Below are 14,788 nucleotides of genomic sequence, written 5' to 3' on the forward strand. Positions count from 1 at the left end.
CATTCATATCGCTGCCTCAGCTCTTCGGCAGCGTATAGGCGATTACATAATCGCCCGGTTTGGTCCCGACCGAACCATGCCCGCCCGCCACCATCAGGACGAACTGCTGGTCGCCGACCGTATAGGTCATCGGGGTCGACTGGCCGCCAGCCGGAAGGCGGGCCTCCCAGAGCTGCTTGCCGGAAGTCAGGTCATAGGCGCGCAGATAGTCGTCCACCGCCGCGCCCAGGAAGACGACGCCGCCCGCGGTGATCATCGGGCCGCCGATACCCGGGACGCCTACCTTCAACGGAAGCGGAACCGGCGACATGTCGCGGATCGTCCCGTTGCGATGCTTGTAGGCAATCTTGCCGGTGCGCAGGTCCACCCCGGCGACATAGCCCCATGGCGGCGTCTGGCAGGGAATGCCGAGCGGACCGAGGAACGGCCCCATGAACACGCCATAGGGCGCGCCATCATTGCGGTTCAGGCCCTGCTCGCTTCCCTTTTCATCCTGTCCTTTCGGCGGAATATCGGCGCGTGGAACCAAACGGGAGGTGAAGGCGAGATAGGTCGCATGCCGAACATCACCTGCCGGACCGGATCGACCGCCACGCTACCCCAGTTGAACACGCCGAAATTGCCGGGATAGACAATCGTTCCCCGCAATGAAGGCGGCGTGTAGCGGCCTTCGTAAAACAACTGGTGGAACTTGATGCGGCAGGCGAGCTGATCGAACATCGTCACGCCCCACATGTCGCTTTCGCGCAAGGGCGGCGGGCTGAAAGTCAGATCGGAGATCGGCTGCGTGGGAGCCGTATGGTCTTCCGGTATAGCGCCTGTCGGCGCCGGGATTTCCCTGACCGGAATGATCGGTTCGCCGGTGCGCCGATCGAGGACATAGAGATCGCCCTGCTTGGTCGGGCCGACCAGCGCCGGGACACCGTTGATATCCAGCAGGACCGGCTGGGCCGGAACGTCCATGTCCCACAGATCATGGTGGACCGTCTGGCGCACCCAGCGAACCTGTCCGGTGTTCACGTCGAGCGCAACGATGGAGGAGGAATATTTCTCCACATTCTCGCTGCGGTCCATGCCAAGCTGGTCCGGCACCTTATTGCCGAGCGGCACAAAGACCAGTCCGAGCTTTTCATCCACACTCGAAACGGACCAGCTGTTCGGCGAGTTCGTCGTATAGTGCTCGCCTTCGGGGAGCGGCGTGGTCACATCCGGATTGCCGGAATCCCAATTCCACAACAGCTGCCCGGTGCGGATATCGAAGGCGCGAATGACGCCCGACTGTTCCTGCGTCGAGTAATTGTCATTGACGGCGCCGCCGACGATGATCTTGTCTCCGACAACGACCGGGGGCGAGGTGGAGTAATAATAGCCTGCCGGATTATATTTCATGCCATGGCTGAGATCGAGCGTCCCGCCATTGGCGAAATCCGTGCAGATTTCCCCGGTTGCCGTATCCAGCGCAATCAACCTTGCATCGGACGTCGGCAGATAGACCCGCTCGGCGCATTTCGCGCCTGCCGTTGCCGTTGCATCCTTCCAGTAGCTGACGCCGCGGCAGGTCTGGTGCTGGCGGTCCGTATTGAAGCCGACCTTCGGGTCGAACTTCCACTTTTCCTTGCCGGTCGCCGCATCCAGCGCAATCGCCCAGTTATGCGGGGTGCACAGATAGAGCGAATCGCCAATCTTGAGCGGCGTGACCTGATAGGTCGTTTCGCCCACGTCCTGCGGCTGCTTCACGTCGCCGGTCTGGTACTGCCAGGCAACCTGGAGTTTGGCGACGTTCTCCGGCGTTACCTGCGTCAGCGGCGAATAGCGCTGGCCGTAAGGCGTTCGACCGTATTGATGCCATTCGCCATCGGGCACGTTGCCGCCGAGATCGGGCGTCGCAGCCACTTTTTCCGTCGGCAGGTCGCCTGCGATATTGTAGGTGTCCTGCGTTATCGCATAACCGGCAACCAGGATTGCGATCACCGATGCCACGGCCAGCGGCAGGCCGCTGTCGCCTGCCCCCTTGTTCAGTGGCCTCCTGATCCATGGCGTCAGCAGCCAGAATCCAAGCAGCACGATGACGCCGCCGCGTGCGCCGAGCTGCCACCAGTCGAAGCCGACTTCATAAACGGCCCAGCCAAGCGATCCGAGAATGACGAGAGCGTAAACCCATAGTGCGGCGCCGCTACGCCGCGAAAGCAGAACGGCGGTCAGCAGAAAGCCGATCGCCGAAAGTATATAATACCAGCTGCCGCCCAGCAGGGCGAGCCAGATGCCGCCTGCTCCGAGCGAAAACCCGATCAAAAGAAGTACGAGAGAAGTTAACCAGATAAGCAAGATGTTACCCCCTTCCAGTACAATCGGCGTTCCGTCGCCGATGCGGGAAAACCGTGCGGACCAACCGCTCACCAATTTCGAGGCATTCCTGATATGGCCAGATATGGTTGCAAGTCTCGCAGCATTCGGTCTGCCGGACAACTCCCTACTGCGTGCCTATCCACATAGGCGAACATGGAAAAAATCCAGAGCGGCAGGTGTATCTTTCTATTGTCCGATTAGGAGGCGCGATCAGGACAAATGAGCGCCGCCCGTGATTAAGGCAAAGTGGCGGCAAAGGGGGTTTGCGCACTCAAAAGGCGCAAAACTGCACACAAACATGCATTTTTTCGCTCGACAATTGTGGCGAAGGAATGGCGAAAATGTGCGACCTGTGTCTTTTACGCGGCTTTTTCGGGATATCAGGCAGAGCCGCGCATGATGAGATGGCTGTCCAGACGCCGGATTTCCTTCTCGACTGCCGCCCCGCTTTCCTGCGCATTGATCCGCGAGAAAAGCATGTCGAGACCCAGTTGCGCGATTTGCCGGTAGTCCTGCGCGACCGTCGTCAGCGGCGGACAGGTGAAGCGGCTGAGAGGATGGTCGTCGTGACCGGCGACCCGAAGATCGCAGCCTTCTTCGCGCCCGACATGTCGCCGCCGTTCGAATGCTGCGGAAATGACGCCAAAGGCCAGGCGATCATTGGCGCATAAAACGGTTCGCGTCGGAAACCCGCCGCGATCCAGAATCCGGCCTGCTTCCTGATAGCCCAGTTCCTCGAAATTCCAGTTCTTGGCCGTGATGGGAAGCACGATCGGCTCAACGCCCAGCCTCTCCATGGTTTCGATATAGGCCGAACGCCGTTCCAGCGCGTTCTGGTTTACCGCCGGCATTTCGAGGAAGCAGGGATGTTCGCCCGTTCGGCAGAGATATTCGGTAATGTTGCCGATGCTCTGGCGATTATCGGTGCCGACAAAGGGTTGATCGTCGCCGATACGGCTGTCGAGGAAAACCGCAGGCGTCGAATCCGACAGGCTGGAAAGCAGCTTCGCATCCGTCTCGAAACCGAGCGGAGCCATCAGAACGCCCGCGATCTTGAGAGACATGAGCGTGCGCATCGCCCGCGCCTCGAGTTTCCTCTCGCCATGCGACGACAGAACGATCGGCCAGTAGCCTTCCGCCAGGCAGCGCATTTCGATCTGGCGGATGATTTCCGCATAGAACGGATCGGAAATATGGGGGACGATGACGCCGATATTCTTGGGCTTCTTGCGGTTGAGGCTGACCGCGAAGATGTTGGGCTGATAGTTGTAATCCTTCAGCGCCTTTTCGATACGAAGGCGCGTCGAGGGCTTTACGCTTTCTGGATTGTCGAAATATTTCGAGACCGTGGGACGGGACAATCCGCTTGCGGCTGCGAACTCTTCCATCGTCCTGATCTTCTGTTCGGTCATGCCCTGCTTTTCCCCTCGGGGTATCATAGCGATTTTACGGCGCCATCCAATTTGTTTTCATGCGTAAATTTTTTTCCGTTGAGACGCAACAAATTTCGGCGGGCGGTCCTTCGGCGATCCACGCTTTCCTGTTCTTGCGGCGGCTCATCCGCGCTGATGACGTTCAAATTCAATCGTTATAATTTTTACACGTGAAAAATTTTATATTGACACGTTGAACAAGCTCTATCATGTCTAGGGAAGCTCTTCTTGAGCTGGAGGCCCTGCCCTTCGGGAGGTTTGAAGTTGGCGACAACTGATGAACCTGCAGGAAAAACCCTTGTTCATGTCCCTACAGAAGGACGCCCCGGCGAGCGCCGGTCATTCGGAGGAAATCATGTTTCGCAAATCGCTCAGCCGTATTCTCTTTTCCGGCGTAGCCCTGGCCATGATGGCAGGCGCTGCATCTGCCGAAGGCATCGGCGCATCGCTTCTCACCCAGCAGCATCCGTTCTACATCTCGCTCGCAGACGCGATGAAGAAGGAAGCGCAGGCAGAGAATGTGCCGCTGGAAATCGCCATCGCCAATCAGGACCTGAGCAAGCAGCTCGCCGATGTGGAAGATTTCATCACCAAGGGCGTCGACGTCATCGTCATCTCGCCGGTTGACAGCAAGGGCGTTCGCTCGGCCATCAACAAGGCCCAGAAGGCAGGAATCAAGGTCATTACCGTCGATGTTCCGGCCAACAATGTCGATGTGACCTCCTTCGTCGGCACGGACAATTTCGCAGGCGGCGAGAAGGCCGCCGAACTGATGGCGAAGTCCATCGGTGAAAAGGGCAATGTCGCCGTTATCGATTACCCGACGGTCCAGTCGGTCGTCGATCGCATCGAAGGCTTCAAGAAGGGCATCGCCAAATATCCGGACATCAAGATCGTTGCGATCCAGCCGGGCATCACCCGTCCGGAAGCCCTTTCGGCTGCTCAGAACATCCTGCAGGCCAACCCGGATATCGTCGGCATCTTCGGCTTCGGCGACGACGCCGCACTGGCCGCTGCCTCGGCGGTGAAGTCGGCCAAGCTTGAAAGCCAGGTCAAGGTCATCGGTTTCGACGGCATGGAAGAAGCCCGCAACGCCGTGAAGAACGACCCGGTCATGGTTGGCGTCATTGCCCAGTATCCCGACCAGATGGGCAAGGTTGCGGTTGAAACCGCTGCCAAGGTCATCAAGGGTGAGGAAGTTCCGGCCAAGCAGCCGATCGTTCCGGGTGTCGTCACCAAGGACGGCGAAACCAAGTAACACCGCGTGAAACAGCGACGCTCCTCCCAGTCGCTGTTTCCATTCTGCGTGCGGCGGCCCGGCGAACACCACGCGCCTGCCGCCGCCGCATCCCTTTTGATCGCGGATTTCGTTCGAGCGAAGTTCCGCCGATAGACTGACAACGGAGAATGGAGGCCCCAAGAGTGACAGATACTGTGACAGCCGCCAAATCCGAACGAAAAGCCGTTTCGGACACCGTTCTCGAGATTCGCGATGTGGCAAAATCCTTCGGCCCGGTGGTCGCGCTGAAGCGTATGAACCTGACCGTTCGTCGCGGCCGCGTCCATACGTTGCTCGGTGAGAACGGCGCCGGCAAATCCACGCTGATGAAGATCCTCGCCGGCGTGTTCAAGCCGACTTCGGGAACGATACAGCTCAAAGGCGCGTCTTATGCGCCGAAAGACCCGCGCGATGCCCGCGCAAACGGCATTGCCATCGTCTTTCAGGAACTGAGCCTGTCGCGCAATCTCAGCGTCGCCGAAAACATCTTCGCCAATCACGAGCCAAGCCGCTTCGGCTTCATCCGGGAGCGCGAGCTGAACGCCGCCGCCGAAAAGCTTATCCATGAGCTTGGCCTGCCGGTCGATGCGCGCGCGAAGGTCGGCGACCTGTCGATTGCCCAGCGCCAGCTCGTTGAAATCGCCAAGGGCCTCAGCCAGCCCGCAGACGTCGTCATTCTGGACGAGCCGACCTCGTCGCTTTCCGACAGCGAAGCGGAAATCCTGTTCTCGATCATCGAGCGCCTGAAAGCACGCGGCACCGCCGTCATCTACATCTCGCACCGCATGGAAGAAATCATGCGGCTTTCCGACGATATTACGGTCGTGCGCGACGGCGAATATGTCACGACCACCGAAAAGAGCGAGACCACCATCGAGCGGCTGATCGCCCTCATGGTCGGCCGTGAGATGAACGACATCTATCCGCCGCGCGTCGCGCCAAGACCATCGGCGAGCGTGGCGCCCATCCTAGAAACGAAGAACCTTTCGGTCGCGGGCAAGTTTCACGATGTTTCCATCGGTGTGAAGCCCGGTGAGGTTCTGGGCCTTTTCGGACTGGTCGGCTCCGGCCGTTCCGACGTCATGAAGGCGCTGTTCGGGATGCTGCGGCCAACGGGTGAAATCCGCCTCGACGGAAAGCCTGTTGCCCTCTCCTCGCCTTCCGACGCCATTCGCAACGGCATTGCTTTCGTGACCGAAAACCGCAAGGAAGAAGGCCTCGTTCTTCCGCACAGCGTGGAACGCAACATCAACATGGTCGGGCTCGGCCAGCTGGCAGGCCCGCTCGGGCTCATGCGTTCCAGTGCGGAGCGTTCTGCCGCCAGGGCGGAAGTGCTGCGGCTTGCCATCAAGACAGCTTCGCTGGATACGGTTGCCGGATCGCTCAGCGGCGGCAACCAGCAGAAGATCGTGCTGGCAAAATGGCTCCAGACAAAGCCGCGCATTCTCATTCTCGATGAGCCGACACGCGGCGTCGATGTCGGCGCGAAATTCGAAATCTACCGCATCATCCGTGAACTTGCCGCCAATGGCGCGGCGATCCTGATGGTTTCCTCCGAACTGCCGGAAGTGCTGGGCCTCAGCGACCGCGTGGCCGTCATGCACAACAGGCATGTCGCCGCCATCGTCGATGCCGATGGCCTTACGCCGGAAACCGTCATGAGCTACGCAGCAGGAATGCATCAATGAGCAACGCAGATATTCAGAAGAAAGCCGTGGACGCCGAAGTCCGCCGTTCGCTTTTCAGCTCCCCGCTGGTGCGCCAATATGGCGGCATCATCATCTCGCTGGCCGTGCTCTGCGTGGTCTTCGCGGTGCTCAATCCGCGCTTTCTCGCCTTTAACAATTTCATGAACATCATGCAGCAGGTGGCGGTGATCGCCGTCGCCGCCTATGGCATGACCTATGTGATCCTGCTCGGTGAAATCGATCTTTCCATCGGTTCGATCATCGCCGTATCCGGCATGGTGGCGGCACAGGCCTTCGCCATGGGCTTCGGCTTCGTGCCGACGGTCGTTTTCACCCTTGCGGCGGGTGCCATCATGGGCGGGCTGAACGGTGTGCTTTCGGCAAAGCTGATGCTGCCATCCTTCATCGTCACGTCGCGACCATGGGCATCTATCGCGGCATGGTCAGCCTGCCGACCAATGGCGCGCCCGAAATCATCGACAATGATGCATGGCTTGCCATCGGTTCGGAAAGCTGGCTCGGCCTGCCGATCATCATCTGGATCGTCGGCGTCCTGTTCATCTTCAACTATATCCTCCTGTCGAAGACGGTCTTCGGTCGCCGCATCTATCTGTCGGGTGGCAACAAGGAAGCAGCGATCTATTCCGGTATCCGCGTCGACCGCATCAAGATCATCGTCTTCATGCTTTCCGGCGTCATGGCGGCGATCAGCGGCATCCTGCTTTCGTCGCGCCTGTCCTCGGCGCAGACCAATGCGGGCATGGGTTACGAACTCGACGCCATTGCCGCGGTCGTGCTTGGCGGCACCTCGCTTGCCGGCGGCGTCGGCACCATGGTCGGAACCATTCTTGGCGCGCTCATCATCGGCGTCATCAACAACGGCATGAACATGCTGTCCGTGCCCTATTTCTATCAGCTCATCGTCAAGGGCGTGGTCATTCTGGTCGCCGTCTGGCTCGACGTGCGCTCGAAATCCATGCGCACGTAATCGCGGTGCCCCATATGAAGAAGATCATCACCATCGGCGAGATCGTCGTCGAAATCATGGCCGTGGAAACCGGTAACGGTTTCAAGTCCGCCATCCCATTGATCGGCCCGTTCGCTTCCGGCGCGCCCGCGATCTTCATCGATCAGGCCGCCCGGATGGGCCAGCCATGCGGCATGGTCAGCGCGGTCGGCAATGACGATTTCGGCGCGCTCAATGTCGAGCGCCTGCAAAGAGACGGCGTGGATGTTTCGGCCATCGGCGTGCATCCGACAGCGGCGACCGGCAGCGCCTTCGTGCGCTATCGCCCGGACGGCAATCGCGATTTCATCTTCAATATCAAGCACAGCGCATGCAGCGCCATCGGCCTGACACCGGAAGCCGAAAGGCTGATCGAGACCGCCGATCACCTGCATATCATGGGTTCGGCGCTCTTCTCCGAAGGCATTGTCTCGGCGATCCACGAGGCGACGATCCGCATCAAGGCGAAGGGCGGCACCGTGTCCTTCGACCCGAATATCCGCAAGGAAATGCTGGAATTGCCCGGAATGCGCCAGGCATTGGCCCATGCGTTGGAGAATACCGACCTGTTCATGCCGAGCGGCCCGGAAATTTTCCTCTTCACCAGAGCGACCGAGGAAAAGGCCGCCGTGGAAGAACTGCTGGCGCGCGGCATCAAGGCCGTCGTCATCAAGCGCGGCGCGGAAGGCGCCAGCTATTTCGACCAGTCCGGCGAGGTTTTCGCGCCAGCGTTCAAGGTCGATGAAATCGACCCGACCGGCGCGGGCGACAGTTTTGGCGCGGCATTCGTCACCTGCTGGCTGCGCGACATGGCACCGAAGGACGCTCTCGTCATCGCCAATGCCACCGGCGCGCGCGCCGTTGGCGTCAAGGGGCCGATGGAGGGCACCTCGACCATGGCTGAAATCGATGCCTTCCTTCAGAAATACGGAGTTCCAGCATGAGCAGCACGAAAGTTCTGAGCGCACTTCCCGCACGTTACGCCAGCGGGGTTCGTGGCGGCATCACGTCGATCTGCTCTGCGCATCCTCTGGTGATCGAAGCAGCCCTGCTCGAAGGCGTGGCGACCGGCACGGATGTGCTGATCGAGGCCACCTGCAATCAGGTCAATCAGGATGGCGGCTATACCGGCATGACGCCTGCCGACTTCCGCCGTTTTGTGGAAGAAATCGCCACCCGCGTCGGCTTCGACACCAGGCGGCTCATTCTGGGCGGCGACCATCTTGGTCCCAACCCGTGGAAGCACCTGCCCGCCGAGGAAGCCCTTGCGAAGTCGGACGTCATGATCGACGCTTTCGTGCGCGCGGGCTTTACCAAGATCCATCTCGACACGTCGATGGGCTGCGCGGGCGAGCCGGTCGCCCTGCCCGATGCCGTGACCGCCGAGCGCGCGGCGCGGCTTGCAAAAGTTTCGGAAACTGCCGCCCGTGAAGCCGGCTACGATCTGCCGGTCTACATCATCGGCACCGAAGTGCCGATCCCCGGCGGCGCGATGGAAGAAATCGAAGAGCTGGAACTGACCAGGCCGGACGCGGCGGTCGAAACCGTCGCCATTCACCGCAAGGCTTTCGCAGCACTCGGACTGGACGATGCCTTTGCCCGCGCCATCGGCGTCGTGGTGCAGCCGGGTGTCGAGTTCGGCAACGAGAATGTCGTGTTCTACAATAGCGAGAAGGCGACGGCGCTGAGCGGCGTTCTCGGCGAAATGCCGCAATTCGTGTTCGAAGCCCATTCGACCGACTATCAGCCGGTGGAAGCGCTTTCCGATCTGGTTCACGACGGTTTCGCCATTTTGAAAGTCGGGCCGGGCCTGACTTTCGCGCTGCGCGAGGCGCTCTATGGCCTCGACCAGATTGCGGCTTTCCTTGACAAGCTGCCGGAAGAGGAAACCCTGCGCGGCAAGATGGAAGCGTTGCTTCTGGCCGAGCCGAAGAACTGGGAAAAATATTACCACGGCGATGGCGAGGAACTGCGTCTGCAGCGCCATTTCTCCTATAGCGACCGCATTCGCTATTACTGGCCGCATCCGGTGGCGACGGCTGCCGTGGACGCGCTTTTGAAGCGTCTGGAAGGCCGCAAGATACCGGAAACACTGATCAGCCAATATCTCGGCACGCTCTATCCGGCAGTCGCGGCTGGAGCGGTCGAAGCAACGCCGCATGCCTTGATGGTAGAAGCCGTCCGCAATGTTGTGCGGACATACGGCAAGGCTGTAGGCACCCACTAAAACAAAGGCGCGGTCAATACCGCGCCTTTCTTGTTCACGCCTCTATCGGGCTTTTGAAGGCCTTGAGCCGCAAGGCGTTGCTCAGGACAAAAATGCTCGAGAAAGCCATGGCGCCTGCCGCCAGAACCGGCGACAACAGCGTGCCGGTGAAGGGATAGAGAACACCCGCCGCGACGGGGATCAGTGCAACGTTATAGGCGAAGGCCCAGAACAGGTTCTCGCCGATATTGCGGATCGTCGCCTTCGATATGGCGATGGCATTGACCACGCCGCGCAGATCCCCCGACATCAGCACCACGTCAGCACTTTCAATCGCGATATCCGTTCCGGTGCCAATGGCGATACCGACATCGGCAGCGGCGAGTGCGGGCGCGTCGTTGATGCCATCGCCGACAAAGGCGATCCGCTTGCCGCCCGCCGAAAGGCGTTTCAGCGCCTCGACCTTGCCGTCCGGCAGCACTTCCGCAACCACTTCATCAATGCCCAGACGTTTGGCGATGGCCTCAGCCGTGCGGCGATTGTCGCCGGTGATCATCGCGACCTTCAGCCCCTGCTCGTGAAGGGCGGCAATCGCCGCTGGCGTGGTTTCCTTCATCGGATCGGCGACGGTGAGGATCGCCGCCAGCTTGCCGTCAATGGCCGCATAGAGCGGGGACTGTCCTTCATCGCCGAGGCGCTTCGCATCATCGGCAAAGGCAGCAACATCAGCCCCAAGCTTCGCCATGTAACGGTCGGCACCGATGGCCACCTCATGGCCGGAAACCTGCGCCTTCAAGCCGAAACCGGGGACTGCTTCAAAAGCCGATACGTCCGCGAGCTTCAATCCCTTCGCCTTCGCGGCTTCCACAATCGCGTCGGCGATCGGGTGTTCGGAGCGGGCTTCCACCGCTGCCACAAGCGCCAGAAGCTCGTCCCTGTCGAAGCCCTCGACCGTTGCGAAATGCGCGAGTGCGGGTTTACCTTGCGTCAGCGTGCCAGTCTTGTCGACGGCGATTACGGAAGCGTCGCGCAAGGTCTGCAAGGCATCACCACGGCGGAACAGGACGCCGAACTCGGCTGCGCGACCGGTGCCAACCATGATCGATGTCGGTGTGGCGAGGCCCATGGCGCACGGGCAGGCAATGATGAGAACCGCAATGGCGTTCACCAGCGCGTAACCCAGCATGCCCGTGCCGCCAATCGCCAGCCACAGGGCGAAGGTCAGGGCGGCGGCGACCATAACCGAGGGGACGAACCAGCCCGTCACCTTGTCGACCATGGCCTGAATGGGCAGCTTGTCGGCCTGCGCGTCCTCGACCATGCGGATGATCTGCGAAATCACCATGTCGCGGCCAACCTTGGTGGCGCGGAAGGTGAAGGCGCCGGTCTTGTTGATCGTGCCGCCCACCACTTCCGCGCCTTTTTCCTTGGCGACGGGCACAGGCTCGCCGGTGATCATCGATTCATCGACATAGGACGAACCTTCGATCACTTCGCCATCGACCGGCACTTTCTCGCCGGGACGAACCTGTACGACATCGCCTGCGCGCACATCTTCGAGCGGCACATCGACCGTTTCGCCGTCACGCACCACACGCGCCGATTTCGCCTGCAAGCCAACCAGCCGGCTGATAGCCGCACTGGTGCGCCCCTTGGCGCGCGCTTCCAGAAAACGCCCGATCAGGATCAGCGTGACGATGACGGCGGCGGCTTCAAAATAAATGTTTACCGTGCCTTCAGGCAGCACCGCCGGGAAAAAGGTCGCGACGACGGAGAAGCCCCAGGCCGCGAGCGTACCCACCACCACGAGCGAATTCATATCCGGCGTGCCGCGCAGGAGCGTCGGGATTCCCTTCCTGAAAAAGCGCAAACCGGGGCCAAACAGGACCAGCGTCGTGAGCACGAGTTGCAGATACCAGCTGTTCTGCATGCCGATGCGGTCCATGACGAACATATGAACCGCAGGGATGAGATGCGACCCCATTTCCAGCACGAAGACGGGCAATGTCAGAAGGGCGGCAAGGATGACGCTTTTCTTCAGCTCTGCCGCTTCCGCATCCCGCTTTTCGGACTGGGTTTCCTGCCTGTCGCTGCCTTGCCCGTCATCAAGCGACCGCGCCTCATAGCCGGCAGCTTCAACGGCCTTGACAAGCTCGTTGACCGACACCTGCCCGGCCAGATCGACATGCGCCCGCTCCGTTGCAAGGTTGACGCTGGCGCGGGTCACGCCCGGCACGCCGTTCAAAGCCTTCTCGACCTTGCTGACGCAGGACGCGCAGCTCATGCCCTCGATGGCCAGATCGATGCTGGCGGCTGGCACTTCATAACCCGCCTTGCGAATGGCATCGATCACCGACGGCAAATCCGGCGCGCCTTTGAAAGTCACGTCGGCGCGTTCAGTTGCGAGATTGACGGACACCTTGTCGACGCCAGGAACCTTGGCGACAGCTTTTTCCACGGACGACACGCATGAAGCGCAACTCATCCCTTCGACAGGGACAGGAAAGCTGATGGTTTCGTGATTTACAGGCTTGTTCATGGCAATCCCTTTCACCGCCCGGGAAGGGCATAATTCGAGAGTTGCTCCTTAAATAGTCCTTCCCACCGTTGGAAGGTCAAGCCTTTTCGACACAAGTTCCATATGGATATTGCGTTTGTCGCGAATGCGGCTCCCCACCCTTTCGGGAGATGTTTCTAGATCGGCAAGGTATTATGCGCCGCGACCAGCCCCAGCCCGGCATTGCTGCGATTCTGGATAAAGGAGTGCACGTCGCCCGCAGGCATTGGCCGACCGGTGAGGAAACCCTGAACCTCGCCAAACCGTTCCGACTTCAAGCGTTCAAGCTGCTGTGCGGTTTCCACGCCTTCTGCCGTGGTGACAATATTGAAACCGGCGCCAAGCGTCGCCACGGCCTGAATGATGGCGAGGTCACGCGTATCGACCTCGATGCCCGAAACGAAACTGCGGTCGATCTTGATCTTGTCGAACGGGAAGGAACGCAGATAGCTGAGCGACGAATAGCCGGTTCCAAAATCGTCCATCGCAATACGGACACCCAGCCGCCGAAGCTCGAACAGCAGCTCGATATTGTTCTTGCTGTTCGAGAGGAAGACCGATTCCGTGATTTCAAGCTCGAGCCTGTCTGGCGAAAGCCGCGCCGCTTCAAGCGCATCGGTAACCGATTGCAGGAGCGTCGTCTGGCTGAACTGGACCGGCGAGAGATTGACGGAAACCTTGATATCCTCCGGCCAGAGGACAGCTTCCCGGCAGGCCGCCCTCAAGACCCAGTCGCCAATCGGCCCGATCAGCCCGGTTTCTTCCGCCAGGGGAATGAACTCGGCCGGAGAAACCATGCCGCGCTCGGGATGACGCCAGCGGATCAGTGCCTCAAAGCCGGAAATCCTGCCGCTTTCAAGGTTGAAGATCGGCTGGTAGTGAAGCTCGAACTGTTCATCCAGCAATGCCTGCCGAAGCTCCCCGGTCATGACGTGACGCTTCTCGGCCGCCAGACGCAGGGAATGCTGATAAAAACGGAATGTGCGGCGTCCACCGGATTTTGACGCGTAAAGTGCCAGATCGGCGTTGCGCATCAACGCATCGGGATTGTCGCCATGCAGCGGCGCCTGGGAAATCCCCATGCTGCACGTTACAAATTCCGAATTGCCGACCAGTTTGAACGAGTCCTGAAAAGCCGAAAGCACGCGGACGGCGAACATCGCGATCTGCCCCAGCGTGCCGCTGCGATAGACGATTGCAAACTCATCGCCGCCCAGCCGCGCGATGAATTCGTCCGGGGTCGTAATCTGTTTCAGCCGGCGCGCGACTTCCTGCAGAAGCTGGTCGCCCGCCTGATGGCCGATACTGTCGTTGATGTTCTTGAAATGATCGATATCGAGATAGAACAATGCGAAAGGCTCGGAATCGCCGCCCTTCTTCAGCAGGCTCTCGACGTGATGGGCGAAATAGGCCCGGTTCGGCAGGCCGGTCAGGCTGTCGTGCATGGCGATATGCGCCATGCGCTCCTCGATTTCGCGCCGCTCGGTCACATCCTCGAGAAGGCCGATCAAATAGCGAGGCTCGTCGCCTTCGACCGGCGGAATGGAGCATCTTATGATCCGCATCGTGCGCGAGGTTCCGTCCTTGCGCTCGACCTTCCGTTCGACGCTCAGCACGTCCCGGCGCCGCATCGCCATGCGGTCCTGCTCGAGAATGACGGCTGCCTCGCGCTTTGGGAAAAGATCGAGGTCGGTAGCGCCGAGGGCTTCTTCTATCGGCTGTCCGCTCGCCACGGATGCCGCCTGATTGAAGAGCACGTAACGACCATTATCCTGCATGTCCTTGACGAACACACCAAGCGGCAAGTTGTTGACGAGGCTGTCCAGCAAGGTCTGCGCGTGACTTGCCTGACGATTGGCCTCCGTCACTTCCGTCCTGTCCTGAACGATGGCGAGAATGGCTTCCTTGCCGTCGAACAGCACCTGACGTCCGTAAGTCAGAACATCAATGGTTTCACCATTGGCGCGCAGATGCTGCCAGCGCTCCGGGCGCTCAAGGTCGCTGCGATCACGAATGGCGGCAAGCATCCGGTCCCGCTCGGTTTGCGGGCGAATATCGAGCACGGTCATGGCCGGGATTTCGTCGGCTGTATAACCATAAAGCCGGTATGCGGCGTCATTCATCACGATGAAACGCAGCGTTTCCGGGTCATAAACCCACATGGGTGTCGGATGCGTCGTAAAAAGGATGCGGAAGTCCTGTTCGGACGTGCGCGCCATCGTACCTTCCGCCGAAGCCGAAGCGCCCCCCCGCTTCCTCATCGCATTCCCCTC

7 protein-coding genes and 2 pseudogenes are annotated in these 14,788 nt (G+C 60.2%); 5 read left to right on the top strand and 4 right to left on the bottom strand.

Annotation, left to right across the window (positions count from 1 at the left end; genetic code table 11):
• Positions 1 to 16: 16 nt before the first annotated feature.
• Together ACS5UA_RS04905 and ACS5UA_RS04910 are read right to left on the bottom strand one after the other, a co-directional pair.
• Positions 17 to 2,325: pseudogene (locus ACS5UA_RS04905) on the bottom strand (glucose/quinate/shikimate family membrane-bound PQQ-dependent dehydrogenase).
• A gap of 401 nt (positions 2,326 to 2,726) precedes the next feature.
• The gene (locus tag ACS5UA_RS04910; RefSeq protein ID WP_443101210.1) at positions 2,727 to 3,758 is read right to left on the bottom strand and encodes a LacI family DNA-binding transcriptional regulator; all 1,032 of its coding nucleotides are present in this window, start codon (positions 3,756 to 3,758) and stop codon (positions 2,727 to 2,729) included.
• Positions 3,759 to 4,134: 376 nt separating this feature from the next.
• On the opposite strand from ACS5UA_RS04910, the gene ACS5UA_RS04915 reads away from it, so the two are divergent.
• The 5 genes and pseudogenes from ACS5UA_RS04915 (at position 4,135) to ACS5UA_RS04935 (ending at position 9,979) form a co-directional block, all read left to right on the top strand.
• Positions 4,135 to 5,037, top strand: a complete 903-nt coding sequence (locus tag ACS5UA_RS04915; RefSeq protein ID WP_025089726.1) for a substrate-binding domain-containing protein — start codon at positions 4,135 to 4,137, stop codon at positions 5,035 to 5,037.
• 149 nt (positions 5,038 to 5,186) lie between these two features.
• Entirely contained in the window at positions 5,187 to 6,746 is a 1,560-nt protein-coding gene (locus ACS5UA_RS04920; protein ID WP_031346502.1) for a sugar ABC transporter ATP-binding protein, read from the top strand.
• Positions 6,743 to 7,734: pseudogene (locus ACS5UA_RS04925) on the top strand (ABC transporter permease). Before ACS5UA_RS04920 ends, ACS5UA_RS04925 begins: the two are co-directional and overlap by 4 nt.
• Positions 7,735 to 7,748: 14 nt before the next feature.
• A complete protein-coding gene (locus ACS5UA_RS04930) occupies positions 7,749 to 8,696 on the top strand; it encodes a tagatose kinase (protein ID WP_021586332.1) in 948 nt (315 codons plus the stop codon).
• Positions 8,693 to 9,979: a D-tagatose-bisphosphate aldolase, class II, non-catalytic subunit gene (locus ACS5UA_RS04935; protein WP_021586333.1), complete on the top strand. Its 1,287-nt coding sequence runs from the start codon at positions 8,693 to 8,695 to the stop codon at positions 9,977 to 9,979. Before ACS5UA_RS04930 ends, ACS5UA_RS04935 begins: the two co-directional genes overlap by 4 nt.
• 34 nt (positions 9,980 to 10,013) lie before the next feature.
• Here ACS5UA_RS04935 and ACS5UA_RS04940 read toward each other — a convergent pair whose 3' ends face one another.
• Positions 10,014 to 12,497, bottom strand: coding sequence for a heavy metal translocating P-type ATPase (locus tag ACS5UA_RS04940; RefSeq protein ID WP_021586334.1), 2,484 nt, complete (start codon positions 12,495 to 12,497; stop codon positions 10,014 to 10,016).
• A 155-nt stretch (positions 12,498 to 12,652) separates the two neighbouring features.
• Positions 12,653 to 14,776: a putative bifunctional diguanylate cyclase/phosphodiesterase gene (locus tag ACS5UA_RS04945; RefSeq protein WP_443101211.1), complete on the bottom strand. Its 2,124-nt coding sequence runs from the start codon at positions 14,774 to 14,776 to the stop codon at positions 12,653 to 12,655.
• Between the last annotated feature and the right edge of the window lie 12 nt (positions 14,777 to 14,788).

It is taken from the genome of Brucella sp. RRSP16, assembly GCF_052246815.1.
GTDB lineage: Bacteria > Pseudomonadota > Alphaproteobacteria > Rhizobiales > Rhizobiaceae > Brucella > Brucella intermedia.

Coding starts and splice junctions, on each gene's coding strand:
- ACS5UA_RS04940 (WP_021586334.1), bottom strand. CDS start 12,497: ATGAACAAGCCTGTAAATCACGAAACCATCAGCTTTCCTGTCCCTGTC.
- ACS5UA_RS04935 (WP_021586333.1), top strand. CDS start 8,693: ATGAGCAGCACGAAAGTTCTGAGCGCACTTCCCGCACGTTACGCCAGC.
- ACS5UA_RS04910 (WP_443101210.1), bottom strand. CDS start 3,758: ATGACCGAACAGAAGATCAGGACGATGGAAGAGTTCGCAGCCGCAAGC.
- ACS5UA_RS04930 (WP_021586332.1), top strand. CDS start 7,749: ATGAAGAAGATCATCACCATCGGCGAGATCGTCGTCGAAATCATGGCC.
- ACS5UA_RS04920 (WP_031346502.1), top strand. CDS start 5,187: ATGGAGGCCCCAAGAGTGACAGATACTGTGACAGCCGCCAAATCCGAA.
- ACS5UA_RS04945 (WP_443101211.1), bottom strand. CDS start 14,776: ATGAGGAAGCGGGGGGGCGCTTCGGCTTCGGCGGAAGGTACGATGGCG.
- ACS5UA_RS04915 (WP_025089726.1), top strand. CDS start 4,135: ATGTTTCGCAAATCGCTCAGCCGTATTCTCTTTTCCGGCGTAGCCCTG.